Annotated in this window: 22 protein-coding genes; all 22 read right to left on the bottom strand. The window is 41.9% G+C overall.

Translation table 11 applies throughout. The features are described 5' to 3' along the window. Nucleotides 1-107: 107 nt before the first annotated feature. Nucleotides 108-980: a hypothetical protein gene (locus tag P4V41_RS10780; protein ID WP_328084879.1), complete on the bottom strand. Its 873-nt coding sequence runs from the start codon at nt 978-980 to the stop codon at nt 108-110. Nucleotides 981-1,294: 314 nt separating this feature from the next. Further along, nucleotides 1,295-2,014: a GntR family transcriptional regulator gene (locus P4V41_RS10775; RefSeq protein WP_328084878.1), complete on the bottom strand. Its 720-nt coding sequence runs from the start codon at nt 2,012-2,014 to the stop codon at nt 1,295-1,297. A 65-nt stretch (nt 2,015-2,079) separates the two neighbouring features. Continuing rightward, nucleotides 2,080-3,417: a glycoside hydrolase family 30 protein gene (locus tag P4V41_RS10770; RefSeq protein ID WP_328084877.1), complete on the bottom strand. Its 1,338-nt coding sequence runs from the start codon at nt 3,415-3,417 to the stop codon at nt 2,080-2,082. 25 nt (nt 3,418-3,442) lie between these two features. After that, on the bottom strand, nt 3,443-4,786 hold the full coding sequence (locus P4V41_RS10765) for a glycoside hydrolase family 30 protein (RefSeq protein WP_328084875.1): 1,344 nt from the start codon (nt 4,784-4,786) through the stop codon (nt 3,443-3,445). After that, entirely contained in the window at nt 4,783-5,409 is a 627-nt protein-coding gene (locus P4V41_RS10760; RefSeq protein WP_328084874.1) for a YesL family protein, read from the bottom strand. The genes P4V41_RS10765 and P4V41_RS10760 overlap by 4 nt, the downstream gene beginning before the upstream one ends. A gap of 260 nt (nt 5,410-5,669) precedes the next feature. Continuing rightward, complete coding sequence (locus tag P4V41_RS10755) at nt 5,670-7,274, bottom strand: sugar ABC transporter substrate-binding protein (protein WP_328084873.1); 1,605 nt, start codon at nt 7,272-7,274, stop codon at nt 5,670-5,672. 77 nt (nt 7,275-7,351) lie between these two features. Then, nucleotides 7,352-8,239, bottom strand: a complete 888-nt coding sequence (locus P4V41_RS10750; protein WP_328084871.1) for a carbohydrate ABC transporter permease — start codon at nt 8,237-8,239, stop codon at nt 7,352-7,354. 14 nt (nt 8,240-8,253) lie between these two features. After that, complete coding sequence (locus tag P4V41_RS10745) at nt 8,254-9,105, bottom strand: ABC transporter permease subunit (protein WP_328084870.1); 852 nt, start codon at nt 9,103-9,105, stop codon at nt 8,254-8,256. Nucleotides 9,106-9,358: 253 nt separating this feature from the next. Further along, entirely contained in the window at nt 9,359-10,378 is a 1,020-nt protein-coding gene (locus tag P4V41_RS10740; protein WP_328084869.1) for a LacI family DNA-binding transcriptional regulator, read from the bottom strand. Between the two features lie 278 nt (nt 10,379-10,656). Beyond that, nucleotides 10,657-11,430, bottom strand: coding sequence for an endonuclease/exonuclease/phosphatase family protein (locus tag P4V41_RS10735; RefSeq protein WP_328084868.1), 774 nt, complete (start codon nt 11,428-11,430; stop codon nt 10,657-10,659). After that, entirely contained in the window at nt 11,430-13,580 is a 2,151-nt protein-coding gene (locus P4V41_RS10730) for a glycoside hydrolase family 3 N-terminal domain-containing protein (RefSeq protein ID WP_328084867.1), read from the bottom strand. Before P4V41_RS10730 ends, P4V41_RS10735 begins: the two co-directional genes overlap by 1 nt. Then, nucleotides 13,577-14,980 carry an alpha-galactosidase gene (locus P4V41_RS10725; protein ID WP_328084866.1) on the bottom strand — a complete coding sequence of 468 codons (1,404 nt, stop codon included), beginning with the start codon at nt 14,978-14,980 and terminating at the stop codon, nt 13,577-13,579. Before P4V41_RS10725 ends, P4V41_RS10730 begins: the two co-directional genes overlap by 4 nt. Nucleotides 14,981-14,985: 5 nt before the next feature. Next, nucleotides 14,986-15,723 carry a 6-phosphogluconolactonase gene (locus P4V41_RS10720; protein WP_328084864.1) on the bottom strand — a complete coding sequence of 246 codons (738 nt, stop codon included), beginning with the start codon at nt 15,721-15,723 and terminating at the stop codon, nt 14,986-14,988. A gap of 659 nt (nt 15,724-16,382) precedes the next feature. Next, nucleotides 16,383-17,411 (bottom strand): GNAT family N-acetyltransferase, encoded by a 1,029-nt coding sequence (locus P4V41_RS10715; RefSeq protein ID WP_328084862.1) that lies wholly within the window; start codon nt 17,409-17,411, stop codon nt 16,383-16,385. 19 nt (nt 17,412-17,430) lie between these two features. Beyond that, complete coding sequence (locus tag P4V41_RS10710; RefSeq protein WP_328084860.1) at nt 17,431-17,664, bottom strand: hypothetical protein; 234 nt, start codon at nt 17,662-17,664, stop codon at nt 17,431-17,433. Nucleotides 17,665-17,948: 284 nt separating this feature from the next. Further along, entirely contained in the window at nt 17,949-18,353 is a 405-nt protein-coding gene (locus P4V41_RS10705) for a VanZ family protein (RefSeq protein WP_328084858.1), read from the bottom strand. A gap of 63 nt (nt 18,354-18,416) precedes the next feature. Next, entirely contained in the window at nt 18,417-18,761 is a 345-nt protein-coding gene (locus tag P4V41_RS10700; RefSeq protein ID WP_328084856.1) for a helix-turn-helix transcriptional regulator, read from the bottom strand. Between the two features lie 14 nt (nt 18,762-18,775). Continuing rightward, the gene (locus P4V41_RS10695; protein ID WP_328084854.1) at nt 18,776-19,975 is read right to left on the bottom strand and encodes an aminotransferase class I/II-fold pyridoxal phosphate-dependent enzyme; all 1,200 of its coding nucleotides are present in this window, start codon (nt 19,973-19,975) and stop codon (nt 18,776-18,778) included. A gap of 12 nt (nt 19,976-19,987) precedes the next feature. Further along, nucleotides 19,988-20,677, bottom strand: coding sequence for an HAD family hydrolase (locus P4V41_RS10690; protein WP_328084853.1), 690 nt, complete (start codon nt 20,675-20,677; stop codon nt 19,988-19,990). Continuing rightward, on the bottom strand, nt 20,667-21,647 hold the full coding sequence (locus P4V41_RS10685; RefSeq protein WP_328084852.1) for an ATP-grasp domain-containing protein: 981 nt from the start codon (nt 21,645-21,647) through the stop codon (nt 20,667-20,669). The genes P4V41_RS10690 and P4V41_RS10685 overlap by 11 nt, the downstream gene beginning before the upstream one ends. Then, a complete protein-coding gene (locus P4V41_RS10680) occupies nt 21,628-22,242 on the bottom strand; it encodes a sugar transferase (RefSeq protein WP_328084851.1) in 615 nt (204 codons plus the stop codon). The genes P4V41_RS10685 and P4V41_RS10680 overlap by 20 nt, the downstream gene beginning before the upstream one ends. Before the next feature lie 22 nt (nt 22,243-22,264). Further along, nucleotides 22,265-23,296, bottom strand: coding sequence for a UDP-glucose 4-epimerase GalE (galE, locus tag P4V41_RS10675; RefSeq protein ID WP_328084850.1), 1,032 nt, complete (start codon nt 23,294-23,296; stop codon nt 22,265-22,267). Nucleotides 23,297-23,493 lie beyond the last annotated feature (197 nt).

Genomic DNA, 23,493 nt, shown 5'->3' with positions numbered 1-23,493 from the left:
TATTTTTACCTGTAATGTTTTATCCTCCCTTTTTACCACTTACTAATATTACTATTTATTTTATTATTTTCAAATAAATATTTCCGGTATTTAGTAATTAGTTAGATTTAGACATCAAGCCAATTATAATTAGGTCTCAATCTATTAATGTGCTCTCTTCTTTTTTCCATTGCGAACATACCGTTAAGGGCGCCGTAAAAATACTGTATAAAACTCGTTTTTATCTTTTTTAGTTTGTAGTGTAATACGGTTGTTTTGAAGGCATCAATAACAACAGAAGTTAAGTGTTCAAGAGGTTTTTGAAAGTTGAATTTGTTATACGCAATATGTGCTTTGTGCCAGAACGTGTATATCTCGGTTGCTCTGTCATAGAATGGTTTTACTGTTTGGATAAAGTCATGCGGGACACTATTGGGTACGTAGGTGTAATCGAGGTCTTGAAGTTGATGCTTATTAGATATAGGTGGAGTTGTGATGGTAACGTTCTTTTCCTGACGTATGTTTTGATCTTTGTTTTCTAGATTTGATAGAAGATTTAAAGATTCAAGCTTTGTTTTGGTTGTTTGAACCTTACTCTGAGAAGGAGTTTCTTGTGTGTCGCGATGTATCATTTGTGTTTCAGATGGTGCTTCAATTGGGTAAAAAACAAAAATATTGTGAGCAAGTCCACCGCTTGTTCTGTATGTGTTGTGGACCTTTAAGAAGCCCGTTGATTTCGCCTTTCTAAGCATTCTCATAAAGGTTGCTCGTGAAATGCCACCTTGTTTTTTGGAGCACGCTGAGACGAGTGTAGCAATCTTGGCGTTAGCTACACCTGGCACGACAACACTGTACTGGCTCAAAACTTCGAACGCTATGTATTCAGATCTCGTGAATAGATCGGGATGTTGCTGAAGGAACATGTCCTTATGTTGGTTGAATTCGCCTACGGTTTGAAATTTGCTCATGTTTTTGAATTGATAGATGTTCCCTGCTCTCATTTTTCTCTTCCTCTCTTTAATTGACTCATCATATAGATGTGTAGAGGGAGAGGAAAAGAGCTATATAGTAGAAAAAAATTTTGTAATGCTGTGTTCTTTGTCGAGGGGTGTCGACTCGCGAGTATATTTCATTTTTTGTGAGATTATATCTCTTTTTCGTGAGAATATTACTCAATTTTGTGAGATTACCAAGCAAAGTCGTGAGATTCCGCTGTCAGAGCCTCTCCACTACTCCTTCAAGAGTGGTAAACAAGACAAAAATAGCTGATCTCGTCGATCTCCCTACCAGGAAACCGCTAAGATCAGCTTTATTTTCAAGTCAACTCCACCGTATACGTAAACTTATCTCCTCTCGCAACCGAAACCGTGTATTCTATGATTTCTGATTGTTCGTAGGCGATCCGCTCTAATTGAAGACACGGTGTTCCTTCTTCAATGTTCAATATCTCAGCTTCGTCTTTCATCGCACTAATCGCTTTAAAGCTTTCCGATGCTTTTGAAATATTCATGTCGTACTCATTTCGGAACCATTCATACATAGACGTATTCTCGAGGTCTTTGCTGTTTAAGTTCTTGAAGCGACTGGCCGGAAGATAAGAGGTTTCGATCAACATCGGATCTTGATCGGCGAGCCTTAGTCTTTTAAAGATGTACACTTCGTCCTCAACAGACAGATTCATGATTCGGGCAACTTTACTGCTGCACACCGTCTTCTGAAAGGAAATGATCTGAATGGATGGTGTCTTCCCAACCTTTTTCATCTCTTCTGTAAAACTATAAATTTTTACTAAACTCTGGTTGTGCACTTTCTTGGCTACAAAGGTGCCTTTGCCATGGATCTTATAAATATAGCCCTCTTTTTCAAGTTCTTGTATGGTTTGCCTTACCGTTGTTCGGCTCACTTGATACGTTTCGCACAGCTCTCTTTCGGAAGGCAGCTGATCTTCTTCGGCAAACTCGCCGGATTTAATTTTGCCAATCAATAGATCCATCAGCTGATAATATAAAGGAAGTCGATTATCTTTTAGAATCACGTTAAGCTCCTTACGGGTACGTATGTCATTACCAGTAGTATATAGGAAGCTTTCTGTTGAAACAATTAAGAAATGATGCCTGTCACGATTGAACCAGCTGGTACTTCAAAATCACTCACTTTTCCACCTAATCGAAGTGATACTGGAACGTTTTCTGCCGAACGATTCAACAGAACAACCACAATCGAATCATCCAGATTTTTTAGACTGACTACATCTAGTTTATCTGTATATTTCGTGGATGCGATTCGTTTTGCTCCTGGTTCGATATAACGGCTGAAGTGACCGATATATGTGTACGACAACTTCTCCTGTACGATATCGTTTTCTGTGTCACACATGATTGGCGCATCACAGAAATTGTTCACGTGGTTCGGTCCACCCTCTTTATTCAGCAGGATGTTCCAATCGATAAATGCGTTCATGCCGGCATTGATGTTCCCGATGATGTCATACGCGTACATCTGTGCATTCTGAAGCTGACCCGCTTCACTAAAACGACTATACTCCACGCAGCCTTCTGTAAAGATTAACTTCTTATCTGGAAACTTCTCTCGAACAAGGCTAATCGCATCAAAATGCTCGCCTGTATACCAGTGGAACGCCACACCTTGAACCATCTTATTCGTTTCTTCATCGATAATGTCACACGCACGTTCGTACATTCTTTCTTTGTTGTGATCCCAGATCAATACATCCACATCTAACAAGTCATTTTCCTTTAACGCAGGGTAGAGATAGTCTCTTAAGAATTCTTTTTCTTGTTGTGCTGTATACAAACACGAATCCCACGTTTGTCTAGCATTCGGCTCGTTTTGAATCGTTAGCATATTAACCGAAAAGCCTTTTTTGCGGTATTCCTTGATGTAATGAGCAATATATTTTCCCCAGAACTCTCGATATTCCGGTTTTAGTGAGCCACCTTCCACACGTTGTTCGTTCGTTTTCATAAAAGATGGCGGTGACCATGGCGACAGCATCACACTCAGTGACTTTCCAGCAGTTTCTTCAGCCCCCTCTAACATCGGGATGATGTATTGTTCATCCCGTTCTAGACTAAACGACTTGAACTCCGTATCAGTCGGATCGCTCATCGCTTCATACTGACCTACTGAAAAATCACAGCTATCGATATGCGTGCGGACGAGGTTATAACGATTTCCTTCAGGGCCGAAATAAGCATCTAGAACTTTCTTTTTGTTTTCGTCACTCATCAAAGAGAAAGTATGACCTGACGCTTCTGTAATAGCACCGCCAAATCCGTCAAATGTCTGGTATTCCATATCTGGATAAAGGTTAACCACTTTCATCTCGACTCCTGTATCTTGGGAGAATTCTCGGCTGTCCTCAACGGTTTTCTTCGTGTCTCCTTGGTAGGTAGTTGTGATCCATTTTATCTGCATGTTTGTATTCTCCTTCTGTTGAACATCATTTTCTAAGTAATGTCATCGCGCATTTCGAACCGAGTGTAAAGTGGAGGATCTCATCGTTATCCTGCTTGAGCTCAATGGATTGTTCCTTCTCACTATCATTAAAAAGTACAGTTGCGATCGATTCATCAGTATTTTTAAAAGCAACCGTTCGAATATCTTCTGTACTGGTTGAACCAATTCTTACCGCTTGCGGCTGAACAAACTTGCTAAAGTGAGCGAGCGCGTAATAATCGAGCGTATAGGTTAACTTTTGGGTTTTCTGTTCGACCGTTACAACGCCTCGGCACGTACTCTGTCCAAAGCCTGGAACAGAGGGGCCGTTCTCTTCATCTAATGCCATGTTCCAGAGGACAAAGGACTTTGAATCGTTACGCATGATCTCAATCCCCGTACGCATGACATTTGAGAACGCGGGTTCAAACGCTGGAATCCACTCTCCACCAGATCCTTCTGTAAAATGCACTTCTTTTTCCGGATAGACTTTATGTACTTGATGCTGAGCAACCGGTCGACCGCCATACCAATGCCACGCGACACCATCTACCGCATCTCCTACATCATTGATCACATGCAATGGATAATCCGGACGATCCCAGTTATGGTCATAACAAAGAATCTTGGTATCTATTCCATTCTCAATGAACCGCGGTTTCAGGTGATTTTTGATATAATCGGCTTGTCGCTCTGCGGTCATAAGCATGCCGGGATAATGACCCGGCACAAAAAGAGGTTCGTTTTGCGGCGTAATCGCATAGATTGGAAGGCCTTCTTCACCGTATGCTTTAATATAATTTACAAAGTAATCGGCATACACGCTGTAGCATTCTTCCTTTAACTCCCCGCCGATCATCGAATTGCTCGTTTTCATCCAAGCAGGTGCACTCCATGGGGAGGCCATTAGTTTAATCGACGGATTTAATTGCAGCGCTTTTTGTACCAAGGGAACGATGTCATCTAGATCATGCGCGATTGAAAAGTGTTTCAGTGAAAAGTCTGTCTCTCCGTCTGGAAGGTCGTTGTAGCTATACATCTCTCGAGCATAATCGGAAGACCCCATCGGATTACGCAGCACAGAAAGTCCGATTCCCTTCTCAGGGTGGAACAACTTTTCCATAAGATCTGTTCGGTCGTTTTCATCTAGAATTTGATGAATGAGATAAGCTGCAGAATCGGTGAATGAAGCACCAAATCCGTCGATTTCTTGATAGATTTCTTCTGTGTTCACAGTGACGGTTACCGTGGGATCAGAAGGTGGTGCGCTCACACGAACTTCTTCGATCTCTTTTTGAACAAACAGATCATGTTCTCCAGTAGATTGATAGATGGTTAGGTTTTTCATGCGATCTCCTTTTCTTCCTTTATGGATGCATAGTTGTTAAATAGTCTTTCAAACAGAAACGATTTCACATAAGCCGATAGAGAGAACCCTAAGAACAGCCACAGAACGATTAATTGTGGCAGAAAGATTGGGACCAACCCTACAAACAAAAGCGTAATCGCAAACAGTAGAATGGAATAAGCCATCGAATGAAAGCTTATGAAAATAGCATTCTTTATGATCTGAAAACTACGGTTCTCAAACTTAGCAAGTAGGGGGAATACGTATAAAAACGAAAGCAACGAAACCGTGACTACAAACAGCAGTGGGAAGAGTATCGCTGAGCCTTTTCCCATTAAAAACTGCGCTGCGAATAAAAAAGTTGCCGCTGTTGCGAATATGGTTAGCCAGATTTTCGTGCTTTGTTTGAAGTTGCGTTTGAACCCGTTCCAGAAGTCAATGGCTATGCTAGTTTCTTCGTTTTTGACCATCTTGAAGGTTGTGGTGTACATGGCTGTTAGTGCTGCGCCGATTGTGATGATGGGCAGGCAGCTCATGATGAACAGCACGTTTAGTACGAGTAGGTCGAAGATTCTGGCTAGCGTTGTGAAGATTTTGCCTTCTATATGAAAGATTTTTTGCATGTTTGATTCCCCCTTGTAGAGCTAAGCTTTGCTGCGTGAATGAGGTTGATTTCCGTTTCAGGTGCTCGCTTTCCGCGGGCAGGCGGTGAGCCACTTGCCGCTTTGCGCCTTTAAGTGTCTCACCTGACCGCTTGTCCCGCAGGAGTCTCGCACCTTTCACTACAATCAACTATTTCAATGAAGAGAAAACTTCAACAACCCTTTACACGTTACTTCTGAGTGTAAGTAAAATGAGCACACTTTCCCAATGTCAATGATGATTATTTCATCCCCAGCTTCTCACGGTTTTGTTCCATTTTCTTTGTTTTGAGCTCTGTGATCTTATCCCAGTTGTTTTCGTCTAGGAATTTTTCGTAGCTCTTAAGTTCTTTTTCGAACTGTTTGTCACTCTTTGCTCGAACCATGCTTACGACTGTTTTTTTCCATTCGGTGTCGATGGCACTGAATGAGCGTGCTTCTGGTGTTCCTTGATCAGGGTTTGTTCCTTCTAGTACGAAGTGTGGCACGAGTTTTCCTTTGCCCCATTCTGTCATCTGTTTGGTTGCTTCGATCGTTGAGTCATCGCTCAGCAAGTTGTATTTATCATGTCCGAAGAAGAAGAACTCTCCGAAACGATATTCTTTTTTGTATTGATCAGGATTCTTCGTGCGCATTTCTTTGATCTCTGGTTTGTACTCGTATTTTCCGTCTGCGTTCACTGTGTAGGTTTCGCCTTCAATTCCGTACGTTACGAGCGTTTGCCCTTTCTCGCTCAACAAGTACGTGAACAACTGAGTTGCTTTTGCTGGCTCTTTACTCTTTTTCGTTATATAGTTCATCATCCAGCCTGTGATTCCCGATTGATTTAGAGTTGGTGCATTCCCTACCGTGCTTTCCGGTCCATCTACCGCAATGTATTCACTTCCAGGGTTGTTAGTCTTGAAGCTTTGCAGTGCCCCACCTTTTTGTGGAATTCCACTGATCAGCATGGATGCATATTTACCTGATTTGATCTTTTCTTCCATCGCTGTGTTGTCGTCGGCAAAGCTATCATCACTGATGCCACCTTTTTGATACACACCGTTAAACGTTTCTAACCACGTTAAGTAGTCTTTATCTAGATTACGGTTGTAGAATTTACCATCCTTTGTTTCAAGCGGAACACCGATATAGTCTTGCAACACTTCACCAAATGCTTCACTCGGTCCAAAAGGAATCAATTTCGGGAATTGCTCCTTAATCTTTGTCATCGCACTTTGGAATTGTTCTGGTGTTTTCATCTCCGGTTTTCCAATCGCTTCATACACATCTTTACGAATAACAAATGCTGTTGTTGCTGGGATAACACCTTGGTCATAATCGGCTTGTGTATTGGAGAAGTTGGCATAACCATATGTTTTGCCGTCTTTCAGTTCGTGCCATTTTAACGTATCTTTTACCGCTACTTTATGAAAATAAGGATCATACGTATCTGCTAGTTCGTTCAGTGGCAATGCCCATGTGTTCGCTTTTTTCGCGATCGGTGAATTCGCATCAAAGATAGAGATGATGTCCGGAATGTCTCCACCAGAGAAAAGTGCGTTTAATTTCGTATCATCACCCGTGATGAACTTCACATCGATGTTTAAGTCCTTCTTGATCTGTTTTGTGACGAAGTCGTTGCCAAAATCAGCATTCCACCAATCGGCGTTTACGTACCATGTTAAAGTAGTCGTTTCATCTCGCTTATCTAGCTTCCAAGCAGGTGTCTCTTTATCTACTTTGTAATCTGGTTTTTTCAGTCCAGCACTCTCAGTTTCTGAATCACTTGAACAGCCTGTTAATACCATAAAAACCGCTAACAATAACACTAAGCCTTTGCCAAACATAGATTTGATGGTCCTCATTTCTTTTTCCTCCTTTGGATTAAAAACTGTTAACGCTTTCAAAAATAATTGTGAAGATAGTTCATTTTTGTTTCAGACTATTCTTTCACCGCTCCAAGCATCATTCCAGATATGAAATGTCTCTGTAGGAGTGGATAGATAAGGATGATTGGTAAGGTCGTGATGACAATTGTGGCCAACTGCACACCTCTTGCCGTTGTTTCAATGACGACTGAGCCGCCGATATTTTGCATCGTGTTGGTTTGAGACTGAACGATGATTTCATAGATTTTCATCTGTAACGGATAGAGTGCTTGATCCGTTATGTATAATTTTGTCGTGATAAAATCGTTCCACTGACCCACTCCGTTAAAGAGAGCGATCGTCGCTAGTGCTGGTTTGGACAATGGAAGGTAGATGCTCCAGAAGATTCTCCAATCGCCTGCGCCATCGATTTTAGCTGAGTCCTCTAGAGACTTAGGAACATTTCTAAAAAAGTTCATCAAGATAATAACATCAAAAAAGCTGAATAATGCCGGAATGATATACACCCAAAAGCTGTTTAACAGTCCTAGTGATTTAATAAGTAGGTACGTCGGAATCATACCTCCGCTAAAGAACAGGGTGATGATACCGAGTGCCGAATAAAGCTTGCGTCCTCTTAAGTTCTGTTTGCTGTAGGCATAAGCGACCATCGCACAAAACAGAACATGTGTACTCGCGCCAATGACGGTCTTTGCAACAGAGATGAAGAATGCCTGCCAGATCGTCTCGTCTCTAAACACCGCTCGATAGTTTTCCATCGAGAACTCTTGCGGCCAAAACACAAACCCGCCTTCTGCTAGCGACCTTCCAGAGCTAAATGAAGAAACGAGCACGTTCCATATCGGAATAATGATGATGAACGTGAAGATTAGCAACAAAGACATATTGATGAAGTTAAAAATCCGACTATCTAAATCTCCTTTAACTACTTTTCCTGACATGAATGCCCTCCTCTCTATAGTACGGATTGTCCTTCGTTTAATCGTTTTGTGACTTTATGTGCACTGACTAAAAGGATGAGTGACACGATCGACATACGCTCGTCCTCATGAACACGCAGAATCAGGAAAAAGCAGAAGTACTTAGTACGTACGTGTATCGAATCGGTATGACGCAAGGGGATTTCTCTTATGCGACAGCCGTGGGTCTTGGCTGCTTCATAATAAGTAGGATCGATCTTAGACATAACAGCGAGATACAGGATCGTTCCCCAACCGACTTCTTTCCAAATGTCAGACAGCGTGGCGATCCACCAATACTTCCCTGCGTCGAGCAAGTAGTTTTGCGGATTATCCATAAGTCCGACCGCCATCAACGTTTGATTCAATAATCCAGTCGTTGAAAACCAAGTGATGAGCATTCCACCGAGTACGATCCACGATAGAAAGTGAGGCAGATACGAGATCGTCTGCATAAAGCGTTTGATTGGTCCATCATGCAGTTCATAGATCATGATTGCTAATATAATCGGAGCGATGAATCCAATCGCGAGCTTCATTAAACTGATGGCCACCGTGTTGACCATCGCTTCCCAGAAGAACTTGTCTGTCATGATGATTTGAAAATTCTTTAATCCAACCCATGGAGCGGTGGAAAAGGTGTCGAGCGCTGTGTATTGTTTAAACGCGATCAAGAGACCATACATCGGGATGTAGCTGAAGATAATCATAAATATGAGACCTGGGATAATCATGGATTGCAGTTCCCATTGATTTTTAAAGTCTTTGAAAAACCGTTTGAACCTAGGTCCTAGTGGCTTTTTTTCTTTTATTTCAACGTTGTTGTTCTCCATAACCGTTGACTTCACAATTCATCTCACTCCCTTGCTGTTTTTATAAACTTTTGTTGCTATAAGCTGTGTTGTTATTTATGAGCGGTTGGTTTCCGTTACAGGTACTCGCTTTCCGGGGGGCGTGCGGTGAGCCTCTTAGTGCCTTGCACTATTTAGAGTCTCACCTGTCCCGCTAATCCCCCAGGAGTCTCGCACCTTTCACTCCAACCAACTAGTCTATGGTGTATTGAAAACATCAAAAAAACGTTTTTATTAGTGGGTAAAAAAATTATCTTCCTACTAATTGTTCTACTTTTAGATTGCTTGAGCGTCGGACGATGATTTCGCCTTTTAGCTTTTGGATCATGCCTTTTTCTTTTTGTTGGATCAATTTCACGAGATGATCTACGGCTAAGATGCCTTGTCTAGAAATCTGGTTCTTAACTGTGGTTAGTGGTGGCGAGAAGTATTCGGCTAGATTGATATCATCGAAGCCCATTACGCTAATGTCTTCGGGAATCTGATAGCCTTCTGATTTCAGCGCTTTTATACAACCGATCGCACTCACGTCATTTCCTGCTAAGAAAGCATCTGGTAACTTTTCAGGATGCAATTTGATAAAGGATTTAACTGCGTTATATGTACCTTCTTCTTCAAAGAACCCTTGTAGGATGTAGCTCTCGTCAAACGGAAGATTGTGTTCTTTAAGTGCAGCTAGATAGCCATCTCTACGCTGAACACTGTCATACATCGTGTCCACACCTGAGATGTACGCGATTTTTTTATGTCCTAAGCTGATCAGGTACTTGGTCGCGTCATACCCCGCTACATAAGAATCAAAGATCACGCTTCCCATTGTATCGTTCTCCAAAACGCGGTCCAGAAACACCGCTTTAACCTGCGCCTCTTCCATTACTGATACATCTTTGTCATCGATCAGTAGTTCCTCAAATATGATCACACCATCAAGGCGTTGTCCTAAAATATTGCTTAAGATCACGCGTTTATCTTTTGCGACCACAATGTTTAAGCCGTATCCTAGCTTTTCGCAGTGTCGTGCCATCGCTTCAACCAATACATAAAAGTAAGGACCGCTGACACTTGTTGTAAAGAACCCGAGCATCTTGCTTTCGCCAGCTTTTAAGAGCTTTCCGTTAAGGTTCGGAATATAATTCAATCGTTCCGCAACCTCCAACACGTGTGCTTTTGTAGCTGGAATGAGCACATCAACGTTGTTTAACGCGTTGGAAACAGTCGAAATGGATACGCCCGCTTCCCTTGCCACATCTTTTATCGTTACTTTTCTCATTGCATTCTTCCTTCTTAAAACGTTTTTATTTTGGTGCAATAAAGAGCTTTTTACTTATCGTTTTATTATGTAAGCGTTTTCTAAAGTCTCAAAAATAGTGGGAGGGCTATTATTTCGTCCTCCCTTTCGTATTTCCAGTTCTTTTCTCGGCGTTTAAAGTATAAAACCTCGAATCTGCACAGAAATATAAAAACGTTTTTATTTTATTTTAAATTAACACATCCGTTTCTTAACTACAATCTATTTTTGTTAATTTTCTGAATTTTATATAGATTTACCTATTTCTTTAGCTCTATTTCCACAGTCACCGGATAATGATCAGATGGGTAGCCTTGCTCCATTTTTGTTCTAATAATCTTGGAATCAGAGATGATTACGTCTTGAGAAGTAAAGATAAAATCTATCGGCTCACCTTGCACTTCCCCTTTAAAATCATGGAATGTTAGTTGTTCTTTAACAGGTTCATCTATCGTCATAAACGCATTCTTTAAATGCAGCTCTTTTTCACAATACTGAAGCGTCTTACTGCTAGGAACATCATTAAAATCTCCCATCAATAGAAACGGCAGATGCGAGGTCTGGTTCAACCTATGAATCGTCTCTCCGATGAGTTTGATTCCTTGAATACGTGCTTCCTTACTCATATGATCCAGATGGGTGTTGAACACTCGGAATCTAGTATTGGGCTCTTTAATAAGTGAGAACTCAGCCCACGTACACACGCGCGGGTAGCTCGTATTCCAGCTCATACTGCCTACCTCGTCCGGCGTTTCAGATAGCCAAAATGTATTTGAATCTAGTAATGTGAACAGATCTGTTCGATAAAAGATCGGAGTCCCTTCATCATCTTTTCGGCGTGGCTCTCCTGTCCAGTCATACTTTAAAAGATTCTGCATAACATCGCTAATCATTGACTTATTCGCTTCTTGCATCCCAACAATAACAGGCGACTGGTCGTTGATCACTTGACTTACACCTTTATACCGTTCACGCCAAGCGTTCTCTTGAAGACCTGGAATATCCACTCTTATATTAAACGTCATCACTTTCATCAGCTGTTTCGCACCCCTATCGTTTCAACTTCGTAATTGAACGTCCCTATAGGTTGTTTCAAGTCATTGATATAAAGGTTGAATGTACCAGGTTCAATACTTGGTTGCAAATGATTATTTAAATAGGTTAAGTCCTCTACTGTTAACATCAATTCCACATTTACCGTCTCGTGAGCTGGTACGTGAACCACTTTGTATTTCTTCATTTCTCGTGTTGGACGTACGACTTTTGAGACTAGATCTTCTATATAAAGAATCACGATTTCCGGATACTCGTATGAACTTGAGTTTTCCAGTTGGAACGAGATTGTTAGTTCTTCACCATTCTTCAATACACTGTTAGAAATTTTAATATTGCTATATTTTGTGTTCGTATACGTAAGTCCATCACCAAACGAGAACAGCGGACCCACTTCACAATCCTGATAACGGCTGCTATAGCTTGAATCATTCGCCGGACGTCCAGAGCTGTATTCGTTATAATGAATAGGAACTTGTGATGAATAACGCGGAAACGACATCGTTAATTTTCCTGAAGGTGTATCTATTCCTGTTAAAAGTTCAGCAATCGCTGTCCCCGCTTGTGTTCCAGGGTACCAGCACCATAGGAGAGCAGGAATATCATCAATAATATTTTGCAGCGCTAAAGGTCTTCCCGAGAAACAAACGCATGCATACGGCTTGTTTAAACGCTTAATCTCTCTAATTAATTCCTGCTGCTTATCCTCGAGCTCAATATGAACACTGCTATGTCCCTCTCCGCTTAAATCCCAGCGTTCTCCAATAGCCGCAATGATATAGTCAGATTGAACAAGTTCATCCTGAGGACATTCTTCTAGTGTCTCATACGCTTTGACGTTTAACGGACCATCTAGTGATTGCAGTCCTTCCGTTAGCGAGATAACATTATCAAAGCTCCCTTTGCACGGCCAGTTCCCGAGCAGCTCTTTTGTTTTCGCGAACGGTCCAACGATCAAGACGTTTTTCACATTTTTCGGAATGGGCAGCAACTCTTCATTCTTCAACAACACACAGCTCTTTTTCGCCGCTTCCTTTGAGAATTGTAAGAATTCCTCATTTAAGATAAGCTGTTTCTCTTTCTCTTCATCTACATAAGGGTATTCAAATAAACCAAGCTCATTTTTAAGCTGTAAGATCTTAAGAACCGCAGCATCTATATCCTCTAGAAGTTGTGGATGTTTTGATACAATCTCCTGATAGTTTTCAAGGTAAAGTGTTGATACCATCTCAATATCAATTCCAGCGGTTAGTGCTAACTCTGCCGCCTCTTTCCCATTTGCGGCTACTCTATGATTCTGAAGCTCAGCGACAGCACCCCAGTCTGAGATCACAATGTTTTCAAACTGATAGCGATCTCGCAAAATGTCTTTCATCATTTCTTCACTCGCCGTAACCGGAGTTCCGTTAAAGGTATTGAATGAACTCATTACAAACTTCGGCTTGTCATTGAGTGCGATTTCGTACGGCTTACCGTAGTACTCAAAGAACTCTCGCATCGACATATCGACGGTGTTATAGTCCTTACCACCAACAGCCGCGCCATATGCTGCAAAATGTTTGAGACAGGCTGCTACTCCGTCACCTGAAATCTTTCCATCACAATCTTTTTGGTAGCCTCTAATCATAGCTCCACCCAGGTTACCTGATAACAGATGATCCTCACCAAAAGACTCAATGACTCTTCCCCACCTAGCATCCCGGACAAGGTCGACCATTGGCGAGAAATTCACCGTAATGCCTGCAGCTCGTAATTCTGATGCCGTATGTGCTGCAACTTTTTCTAAAATCCCCTCGTCCCACGTACAAGACAGGGCGAGTGGAATCGGAAAAATCGTCTTATAGCCATGAATCGCATCGTGCATAAAAAGAAGTGGTATTTTCAGTCGCGATTTTTCCAAATACGCTGACTGAATCATGTTCGTCGCTTCCGCACTCGAAACACCGATTACACTTCCGATCGTGTATAACGTATCACCTTCTAAAAGCTGATCCCAATAACCAGGACCCGTTTCTACCATCTCACCCTCAATCTTGCCCACATAATGTTCTCCCGTGATCTGAGTGAGCTGGCCGATTTTCTCTTTTAACGTCATCTCTTGAAGTAACGCTTGTATGTTCTCTTCATTCATTGCAGCTCTTCACCTGACTTCCACTCTAATTTTGGCAGGATTTCTTTTTGCAGCTCACACATCTCATCAATCATCGCACAGGCTTGGTAATACGAAGGTGCTTGCGGATCTAGCAGGACAGCTTGCAGTAACTTTGTCTTTGATTTTTCAAGAAATGCTTCGATCAGTAATTTATGAATCGTCCCTTGAATATGAATGGTACCGATAATCGCGGTTGGCAGTTCTACCGTCATAGGCTTTAACATGATCCCGTTTCCGTTCACAATCGCTTGTGTTTCCACCACCATATCGTCAGGCAGTCCTTTTATCGCACCATGATTCTGCATGTTCACAGCGTTTACTTCAATCTCGTCATTGAAGTAGATCGCTTCGATAATAGGAATGGCATATTCATGACTTCGCTGTACGTTTTCCTTTTTAAAGACATACGCCTGCTCCGTCCACTGCTCATAAGAATCGTCTTTCGGAAACAGCTTCTTATCTAGAACGTGACCACTTGCACTGTATACAAAATCGGGAACCCTAGAATCTTTTTCCCATAACTTCTCTCGGATCGGATCGTACCGATAAAGTAGTGATAGTCCTGCGTAAAAGTCTTCGGCGTAAGACACATATTCACCGATATGATTTGTTCCCGGATACGGATAATACCCATACGTGCGATACATCGTTCTCGACAACCCAAGATGGTCGAATTGTGCTAAGGCGTTTGCTTCTTTTTCTTTTTGGTCAAAAAGTGGATACAGATCTTCGCCTGTCGTCTTATCATAGATTTTTGTAAAAAAGCCAAAGTGGTTTAATCCTCCGCCTTCTACTCCAATTTCGCTCGCGTCCCGCTCCAAAAACTCGGCTAACTGATGAATGCCCATATCTAAGCCATGACACAAACCTACTACCTTAATTGATGTAAGTTTTGAGATAGCCTCAACTAACTTCGCTTCAGGATTCGTATAGTTGATGAACCAAGCTTCAGGACAAACTTTTTCCATCGTTTTTGCGATCTCAAGCATCGGCCCCATGTTTCGGAGCGTATGGAACATCGACCCTGGACCGCCATTTTCTCCATAGATTTGTTTGCTGCCATAACGACGCGGAATATGAAAGTCTTGAGACCAGTAGTGGTAACGTTCTCTCTCAATGGCAACGATTACAAAATGGGAGTTACTTAAAGCTTCTTCGAGATTCGTAGTCTGCCAAATTTTTGCCAGATTCTCAAAAGACTGAAACATTTCTGTCGCATATGTATACGTGCGGTTCACGTTTTCTTCACTTATGTCCATGAGCGCAATCTCTAGTTGAACTTCTGTTTTCAATCGTTCTGACAAAACGAGATCCTGAAGTGCGCCTAAAGCAAACGATATGCTGCCTGCTCCGATTAGTGATACCTTCATCTTATTCATGTACATCATTCTCCTTTGTTAAGTTGTGCTTCTTCAATCCACATTGCCGCTTCTCGATCTAGATAAAAATCAATATGGTCATGTCCTAGCAGAACCTGAGCTGGTAGTTGAGCTTCTCGGTTCATGATGATCTCTTTTGCGATATGAGCTTTTCTTTCGCCCGTCATCACTACAATGACTCGTTTACTTTTGATGATTTGACCTAGTCCAAGAGTTATTCCTTTTTCAAGTGAAGTTGGTTGATTGAAGTACTTTTGCGCGACAATCTTTGTTTTTTCCGATAGGTCGACAACACAACTATGATCTAAAACTCGACAACCCGGTTCATTTAATCCGATATGGCCGTTCATCCCGACCCCCATCAAACTAAATGTAATAGGATTATTTTCGATAAAACGATCAATGCGATGGCACTCTTTTTCTAGATTTGTCTGGGTTCCTTTAAAGAATTCGATTTGTGAATTCTGGAGTCTTAAGGGAGAAAACAAATCCTTATTCAACATCTGATAACAACTTCCTTCAGATGCTTGGTCAATGCCTACCCATTCATCTAGACTAACGATTCTTAAATTATTTAGGGTTGATTCATTCTTCGCTTCCGCTGCAAATTGACGGTAGCTTTTCTCTGGTGTCGTGCCGGATGCTAGGCAGAATACGGGGTTTTCGTCATTTAATAGATGTTGCTTCATTTCTGTGGCGATTTCGTTTGTAACTGCTTGTTCATCTTCAAAGATTTTAATCATGATATTGTCACTCCAATTTGAGTACAGAGAGGTTTCGGATAGTAATGATGTCATTACCAGTTAAGGTAAGTATAACAGTCGCTTTTAAAAATGGAATGCCTAATTCATAATTTTCTAAAAAATAGCCCCTTAATATGTTCAATATATTTAGCAAAAATGATTATTGTGTCTGTTAAACACCGTTTATCTTCAAGATCTGCTGTTCATTAAAAGCAGTAACATGCTGTTTTCGCTATTGAACGATTATAGTGAATTATTTGTTCTTCATTTCTCTTATAAATGTTATGAACATAATGATTACTACAAATAGAAATGTGGCTGAAGTCGCATCACTTAAACCAACTTTTCTAAAATACAAATTGTAAACAAGACTGATTGATGCCGCAAAGAATAATAATAGGGTAATTACTATTGGAAATTGACGTTTTCATATAATGAGAATTATTGCAATGGGGAATTAGATGGAGCGAATCATGAAATTCTTCCGTAAATGATGGTAAGTTGGGATTTTCAGGAAGGGATAACCGGGTCAGTAAGATGCCCGGTTATCTCTGCTTTATCAAGAAATTAGTAGGAGATATCAAGAAAAACATGGAGGATATCAAGAAATCTAGTCGCCATAACAAGACTACCGAGTGAGATATCAAAAATTCACGCTTTCACGCTCTGTAAGCAGGAAAAAAATGAGGTCGTTGAGAGGTGGAACTTCCCTTTTTCTCCGTTAATATTCGATAAACTACCTCGTTGTGAACCTTCTTGCCAATGTAGTACGAAAAATGATTGTTACCGGTAAATGCTGACTTAAACGCAAATAAGCCATCATTTTCTTGATAGCCCCCACCTAAATGTAACGTTTCCGCACCTTTTTCCTTCGCAAATTGAATCATTTTATCGAATAAAAGATTGTTCGGACGCAGTGAAAGAGTACTAGTTCGAGATGCACCGAGGTGATAGTGTGCATTCTGAGGCCCCATCAAAAGGATCGCAGCTGCTATAACTTCCCCCTTATGCTTCGCTCCTAATAAATAGGGTGTGCACCATTTTGTAGGCTTCATTAGTTGATTAAAGTGATCTCGATCAAAATAATAATAATTCAATGCCGAGTTTCGATTCATCGTTTCTTCATATAAGCTCATGAACGTATCCATGTCACTCTCTGACTCTAAACGTACTATTTCAAGGTTCGATCTGATAGCTTTTTTGATGTTGCGTTTGTTAGTGGAGCTGTATTGAGACCTTATGAGATCTAATGATTGGGTGAGATCAACGGCTGTTGTCTTGCGGATATATTCAATCTTTATGTGATGATGAAGGTCATTTTCATTTTGAAGTAGTGGATGAAAGCGAATGGTCTCTGTAATAATGTTATTGAGCTGACAATAATGACTAAACGATTTCTCAAAATGGGAAACAATCTCGTGGTGAACGTCAGTGCTCCAGATTGGCCCTCCATAACCATACGGTGTCACGATATCATACAATCCGTCGGTTATTTCTCTTTTAATATAAGGATAAAAAAAGCGCTGGCCATCCTGCTCGTAGTAGACAGCTTCTGGCACACCGTTCTCTTTTTGAGCGAACAAACTTACGTATTCTTTAGAATAATAAACATCCAGTTTGGTGAAGTACTTCATGTATGGCATCCAATCATCATTCTCTTGTAAAACAGTAAAGCTAGAATCAATCAACTTTCTCCCACCTCCTTCTTTATATGAGTTGGTCAATTGATGAACGCAGCTCTTTAAATTGATAGCCTCGTATGTTGGATGTGTTCCACTTTTTCTCCATTTCAGTCAGCTTTCGTTTCACATAATCAAACGGCGCTGTGCCTTGATACTCGTTCTCTAAATAAAGCTTGCAGATGTTGTTGCCTACATACACGATCTTCAAACGGTGACCGTTCAAAAAACAAAGATACACGCCGTCCCCAAGCCGGATCATGTTATAACCTCCAATGAGCAGTTTTTATATCGTATGTTTGGGTTTTGAATCTTATTTTGATTATCTGGTGGATTTAAGTAATGGATTTCCGTTTCAGGTTGCTCGCTTTCCGGGGGGCGTGCGGTGAGCCACCTAGCGCTCTGCGCTGTTAGGTGTCTCACCTGTCCCGCTGATCCCCCAGGAGTCTCGCACCTTACACTCCAATCCATTTGTCAATGAAGAGAATGAGATAAGTAATCTCGCAGCTACTAAAAAACACACCGCTCTCTAGAAGAGACAGTGTGTTATTTACTAAATGCCGTAACCTTCCTCAGCTTCTCTCCGAGTACAGACTTCGTTTTATAAAAATAGTGCTGATGGATGATGTACCAAACAACGGTGATTCCAATCGTATTCTTGATCAGATCAACAACAGAAGCTGACCGATACGGTACGAACATTTGGTGAACCTCATCGATCACCCCATACGAAAACGCTGCGATAAAGCTTAGTCTTTCTTTTTTCCGAGTTAACGAGCCGTAGCTTAACAAAAGTAAAATAAACAAAAGATATAGAACGCCGAATTCAAACAGATGTGCGAGTTCAAATGCGGCTCCCATGGCTAAAAGAATCGTATACGGCACATACGCACTCAGTCTGAAAATCTCCTCCGGGTTAAAGTAACTGGACTGCATCCAGATAAAGAGCATGTATCCCACAGGAAGAATGATTAGACCAATGCGCACCCCTACATGACGATCAAAGATAAAGCATCAACCCCTTTTTGCGTGTTCTTGTTGTTTTTTCCAATTGATATATTCAATAAGCTCACGGTATTCATGAACGCGTTCTTTTTTTACCCCAAGGCTCTTCAGTTCTTCTATAAAATCCAGCCATTCTTGCTCGAGAGGCTGATTGTCTTGCATGTGCCCTATTAATAGTTGGACATCCACCTCCAGCACTGCCGCAATCTTTTCAATTACATGAATGGAAGGATTTTTGTTCAGCTTTCGTTCGATGTTACTTAGATAAGACTTAGAGATTTTCGCTCGTTTGGCGAGTTCGGACAGTGTGATTCCCTTTTTCACGCGAAGTTCGTGAATATTTCTTCCGATCATATGCTTCCCCTTCTTTACGTTTGATAGGTGCGTGAACCTGAAATTAAAGCGGGTCGGCTTACTGTTAATAGGTCTCTGATTGTTCCGATGACACGTAACTGCTCTTCTTCCGTCATGCTTGTTCCGGATGGAAGACAGATACCGTTTTCAAACAATTGCTCAGAGACACTTTTATGTGGTTCGTGCGAGAAATAGGACGCGTCTTTAAATAATGGCTGCAGATGTAGCGGTTTCCATACGGGACGTGCTTCAATATTTTCGGCAGCCAGTGCTTCAATAACTTGTAGTACGGATACAGTCGTTTCTGCTGGATTCAGCGTCAGAACCGACAGCCACCGGTTTGAGAACGTTTCTGCTAGTTCGGGATTGAAATGAACGCCTGGCAGATCACTTAGTTTTTGTTGGTACAAATCGTAAATAGCACGTTTTTGATGGATGCGCTGATGAAGCACCTCCAGCTGTCCGCGGCCGATGCCTGCTAGAATGTTGCTCATTCGGTAGTTGAACCCCATCACGCTATGTTCATAGTGAATAGCCTGATCTTTTGCTTGTGCAGAAAGAAAACGTCCTGTTTCAATGGCAGCATCATCTTGAGAGACCAGCATGCCTCCACCTGATGTCGTAATGATTTTATTACCGTTGAACGAGTAGATGCCGAACCTGCCAAACGTTCCACTCGCTTTTCCTTTATAGTGCGATCCGAGTGATTCAGCCGCATCCTCAACGAGAGGCACTTCATATTGGTTACAAAGAGCAACAATTTCATCCATTTTGGCACTCTGACCATATAAGTTGACGACGATGACCGCTTTTGGAAGTTTCCCTTTTTCTGCTGCCGCTTGAAGAGCTTTTTGTAGAGCGTGTGGTGACATGTTCCACGTATCCGGTTCAGAATCGATGAACACCGGTTCTGCTCCTTGATAGAGAATAGGGTTCGCACTCGCTACAAATGTGAGCGACGAACAGAACACCGTATCGCCGCGGCTCACTCCTAACAACGTAAGCGCCAGATGGATGGCGGCAGTTCCAGAACTCACCGCCACTCCTGCTCTCGCTCCAACATGTGCGGCAATTTCTTTTTCAAAAGCGTCGACATTCGGTCCGAGTGGCGCGATCCAGTTCGTTTGAAACGCCTCGTTCATGTATTTCTGCTCGTTGCCACTCATATGCGGGGCACAAAGGAAAATTCTCTTTTTGTTCGTCAAAATCGGCATGTCGTTACCCCCTTATATGGTTTGGTAGTGAAATAATGGTTTAAGTTCTGCTAGTTTTGTAAGGTCTCTGAGGTTATGAATCTTATGATGTGCTAAGTGTGTTTCTGGATAATTGTCATGATGATAGATTCCGTCGTTGCGTTGAATATGAATCGTGAGCCAACCAAGCTTTTTCGCGGTTACAAAATCTTTGGCCAGGTTATCCCCGATATAGACGCACTCCTCTGGAAGTGCATTTAGTGTTGTGCTCACAATCTGGTAAGGCAATGGACTCGGCTTCCAATGTTCATGGCCGAGTTCATCTGTAAAAACAACGGTTTGAAAGTAGTCTTGAAGTTTAAGAGCAGAAAACTTTTTTTGTTGTGTTTCTAAATATCCGTCTGTGATAAGAGCGAGCTTTACTTTTGTGTGCAGCAGATTCAGAATATATACCGCATCTTCGTGTAACGTAATCTGCGGATCATGGTTTCTGTAAACATGAAGCATTTCCTTGATCAGAAACTCATCATATGGAATTCGTAATTGCTCGAGCGATTTGTTAAAAATCATTTTTCGCTCTCCACTTTGAAAAAGATTTTTAGCTGTGACGTAAAAAAGTGGGTGTTCAAGCCACTTGCCCACTGCACGAAACCCGCTCATCACGTAATGTTCCTCACAAAACAGCGTGTCATCCATATCAAAAACGACCGCTTTAATCGACATGAGTAAGTTGGTCCGTAAAGATTGCGTCATCGTATCTCAGCATCGTTAGTCCGTCTAACCATGAAAAATCAGCTGTTACAAAAGCCATCCCCAGCATGAGTTCAACCGTCCATTTTGGAAAATTTGCTCCTGCTTTGATCGCGAGTGGTACACCACCGCCAAAACGTGGATTGATCTCAATAAAAGAGATCTCTCCGTTTTCCTTTTTGAAGCATTGCAGGTTGATGCACCCGACCACCCCAACGAGCTTTTTCATCACATCTTTTACCGCTGAAATGATGGTTGGATCTTTGCGCGTGATTCCTTTACTCACTTCTCCCGCTCGAATCTCAATCCGCTGTCGAGGAACGATCGTCTTAATGTTGCCGTCAAAATCGACCATCACATCCACCGTGTATTCTTCGCCTCTCACCATGTCTTGAATCATGCTGTTCTTGATGTACGTTTTGAAGAATTCAAGTTCATGAAGATTGTTCACCACCGTAACTCCAAGTCCAGAGCTGCCATCGCGCGGTTTCACGATTAGCGGAAACTGATAATCGGTTTCATGCTCGCTGTAAACTTTTGGCGTTGATATACCGTTTTCAGTGAAAAACGTATACGTATCCACTTTGTCACAGCCGATTCTGATCACTTCACTGCCTGAAACGAGAACTTTAATGCCCAGCTCCTCAAAGATTGAACTTTTTTCTGCTAAAAGAGGTAATTCTGTATCGATCAGCGGAATGATCATTTTAATGTTTTCTTTTACACAAATCGCGATCAGTTCGCTCACATAGTTCTCATCGCTCACTCTCGGTACCACATAATGCTTATCCGAAACAAAGGTTGTTGGCGCATTGTTCTTAAAGTCTGCTGTGATGATTTTGCCGGTTATGTTCTCTGACCTCAGATACTCTTTGAACATGTTGAGAAGGGACACTCTTCTCCCGGAAGAGGTGAACAGGATATTAGCTTCGAACGTTTTCATATGGTGTTTCGCTCCCTCTGAATTCTGGCATCGTGGCATGGTTGGCGTTGTTGATGTTTTCGGATTTAAAGACTTTTTTCACCGTGAGAAGAAGTATTTTAAGATCGAGCAAAAAGGTTTGATTCTCTGCATACCACACGTCGAGTTTAAACTTCTCCTCCCAATCGATCGCGTTTCGGCCGTTGATCTGTGCCCACCCTGTGATTCCTGGCTTCACATCATGACGTTTATTTTGCTCTTTTGAGTAAAGAGGCAGATAGCTCATGAGTAATGGCCGTGGTCCAACAAGACTGAGATCTCCTTTTAGTACGTTCCATAGTTGCGGCAGTTCGTCCAAGCTATATTTTCTTAGTGTTTTACCAAAAGTGGTGAGTCGAACTTCATCAGCTAACAGCTGTCCGTTTGTGTCTTTTTCATCTGTCATCGAACGAAATTTGTATACATAAAACGGCTTGCCATATTGTCCTGGCCTTTGCTGTTTAAACAGTATAGGTGAGCCAAGATTTAGGCGTATCATAATTGCAACAAAGGTTAGTATTGGAAAGAGTAGAATAAGTAGAATAAAAGCACAACTAAAATCAAATAAACGTTTCATATCTGTTCCTCTCTTTTTACGTTCAAGGTGCGATAGGGATGTGCACTTTTGCTTGAAGAAGAGATTGTATCTCATAATTCCAAGAATCACGGCACATCTCGTGTAATCCTTTTTCCGCGACCCAGTTTAACAGCGTGTTCGCTTTGAATGGATTGGCGTAACTGACCGGAATATCACCTGGTCTGCGTTCTTTCACCACACATGGGATGGATTTTCCTGTTACTTTTTCAAACGCTGCAATCATCTCTAGTACACTATGCCCGACGCCTGTTCCAAGGTTATAAGCCTCAACACCGGTCGTAGATATCACAGATTGGAGCGCTTTAACATGTCCTTTCGCAAGATCCGTGACGTGAATGTAGTCCCTGATCCCTGTTCCGTCTGGCGTTTCGTAATCATCACCAAAAATGTTGAGATGCAGCAGGCGGCCAGCGGCAACTTGTGAGATGTATGGAACGAGATTATTGGGTATGCCGTTTGGGTTCTCACCAATCAAACCGCTCTCATGTGCACCGATCGGGTTAAAATAACGTAGGGAAGCAACGCTCCACTTTGGGTTCGATACATACAGATCGCGAAGAATTTCTTCGATCATCTGTTTCGTACGTCCGTAAGGGTTGGTTGCTCCTAAAGAGCTGTCTTCTATAATCGGCACGATGTCCGGGTTGCCATAGACGGTAGCCGATGAACTGAACACGAGATTATGCACATTGTTTGTTGACATCACTTCACACAAGTTGAGTGTTGAAATAATGTTGTTTTGGTAGTATTTCAGTGGTTCCGCGACAGATTCTCCGACCGCTTTGTAGCCTGCAAAGTGGATAACGGCGTCGATTTTATGATTGGTGAAGATGGTGTGTAGCTGATCTTTGTTGAGAAGATCGATCTCGTAGAAGGTGAAGTCTTTGTTCGTGATCTGTTTGATTCTTTCGATGACGTCTGGTTTGCTGTTCGCGAAGTTGTCGAGGACGATGAGTTCGTATCCTTCGTTCAGCATTTCAACGCATGTATGGCTGCCGATGTAGCCAGCGCCGCCTGTGATTAAGATGGCCATGGTGGTGTGCCTCCTTTATTTAATGTGATGAGGTGGATTTTAATAGTTGAGAGTGGCTGTTTGTGCGTACTATTTGCTTTTTTTGAGTAAAATGCATGCTCAGGGTTATTTAGTAGAGTCTATGCTGTCCTTTTTAGGTGTGATGTAGCTGGGTAGAAGCCGGTTTGTGCGTAAAGTATGGTGATTTGTGCGTAAGT

It is taken from the genome of Fictibacillus nanhaiensis (assembly GCF_036213205.1).
GTDB classification, from domain to species: domain Bacteria; phylum Bacillota; class Bacilli; order Bacillales; family Fictibacillaceae; genus Fictibacillus; species Fictibacillus nanhaiensis_E.
This window is presented reverse-complemented; position numbering and strand designations above follow the sequence as displayed.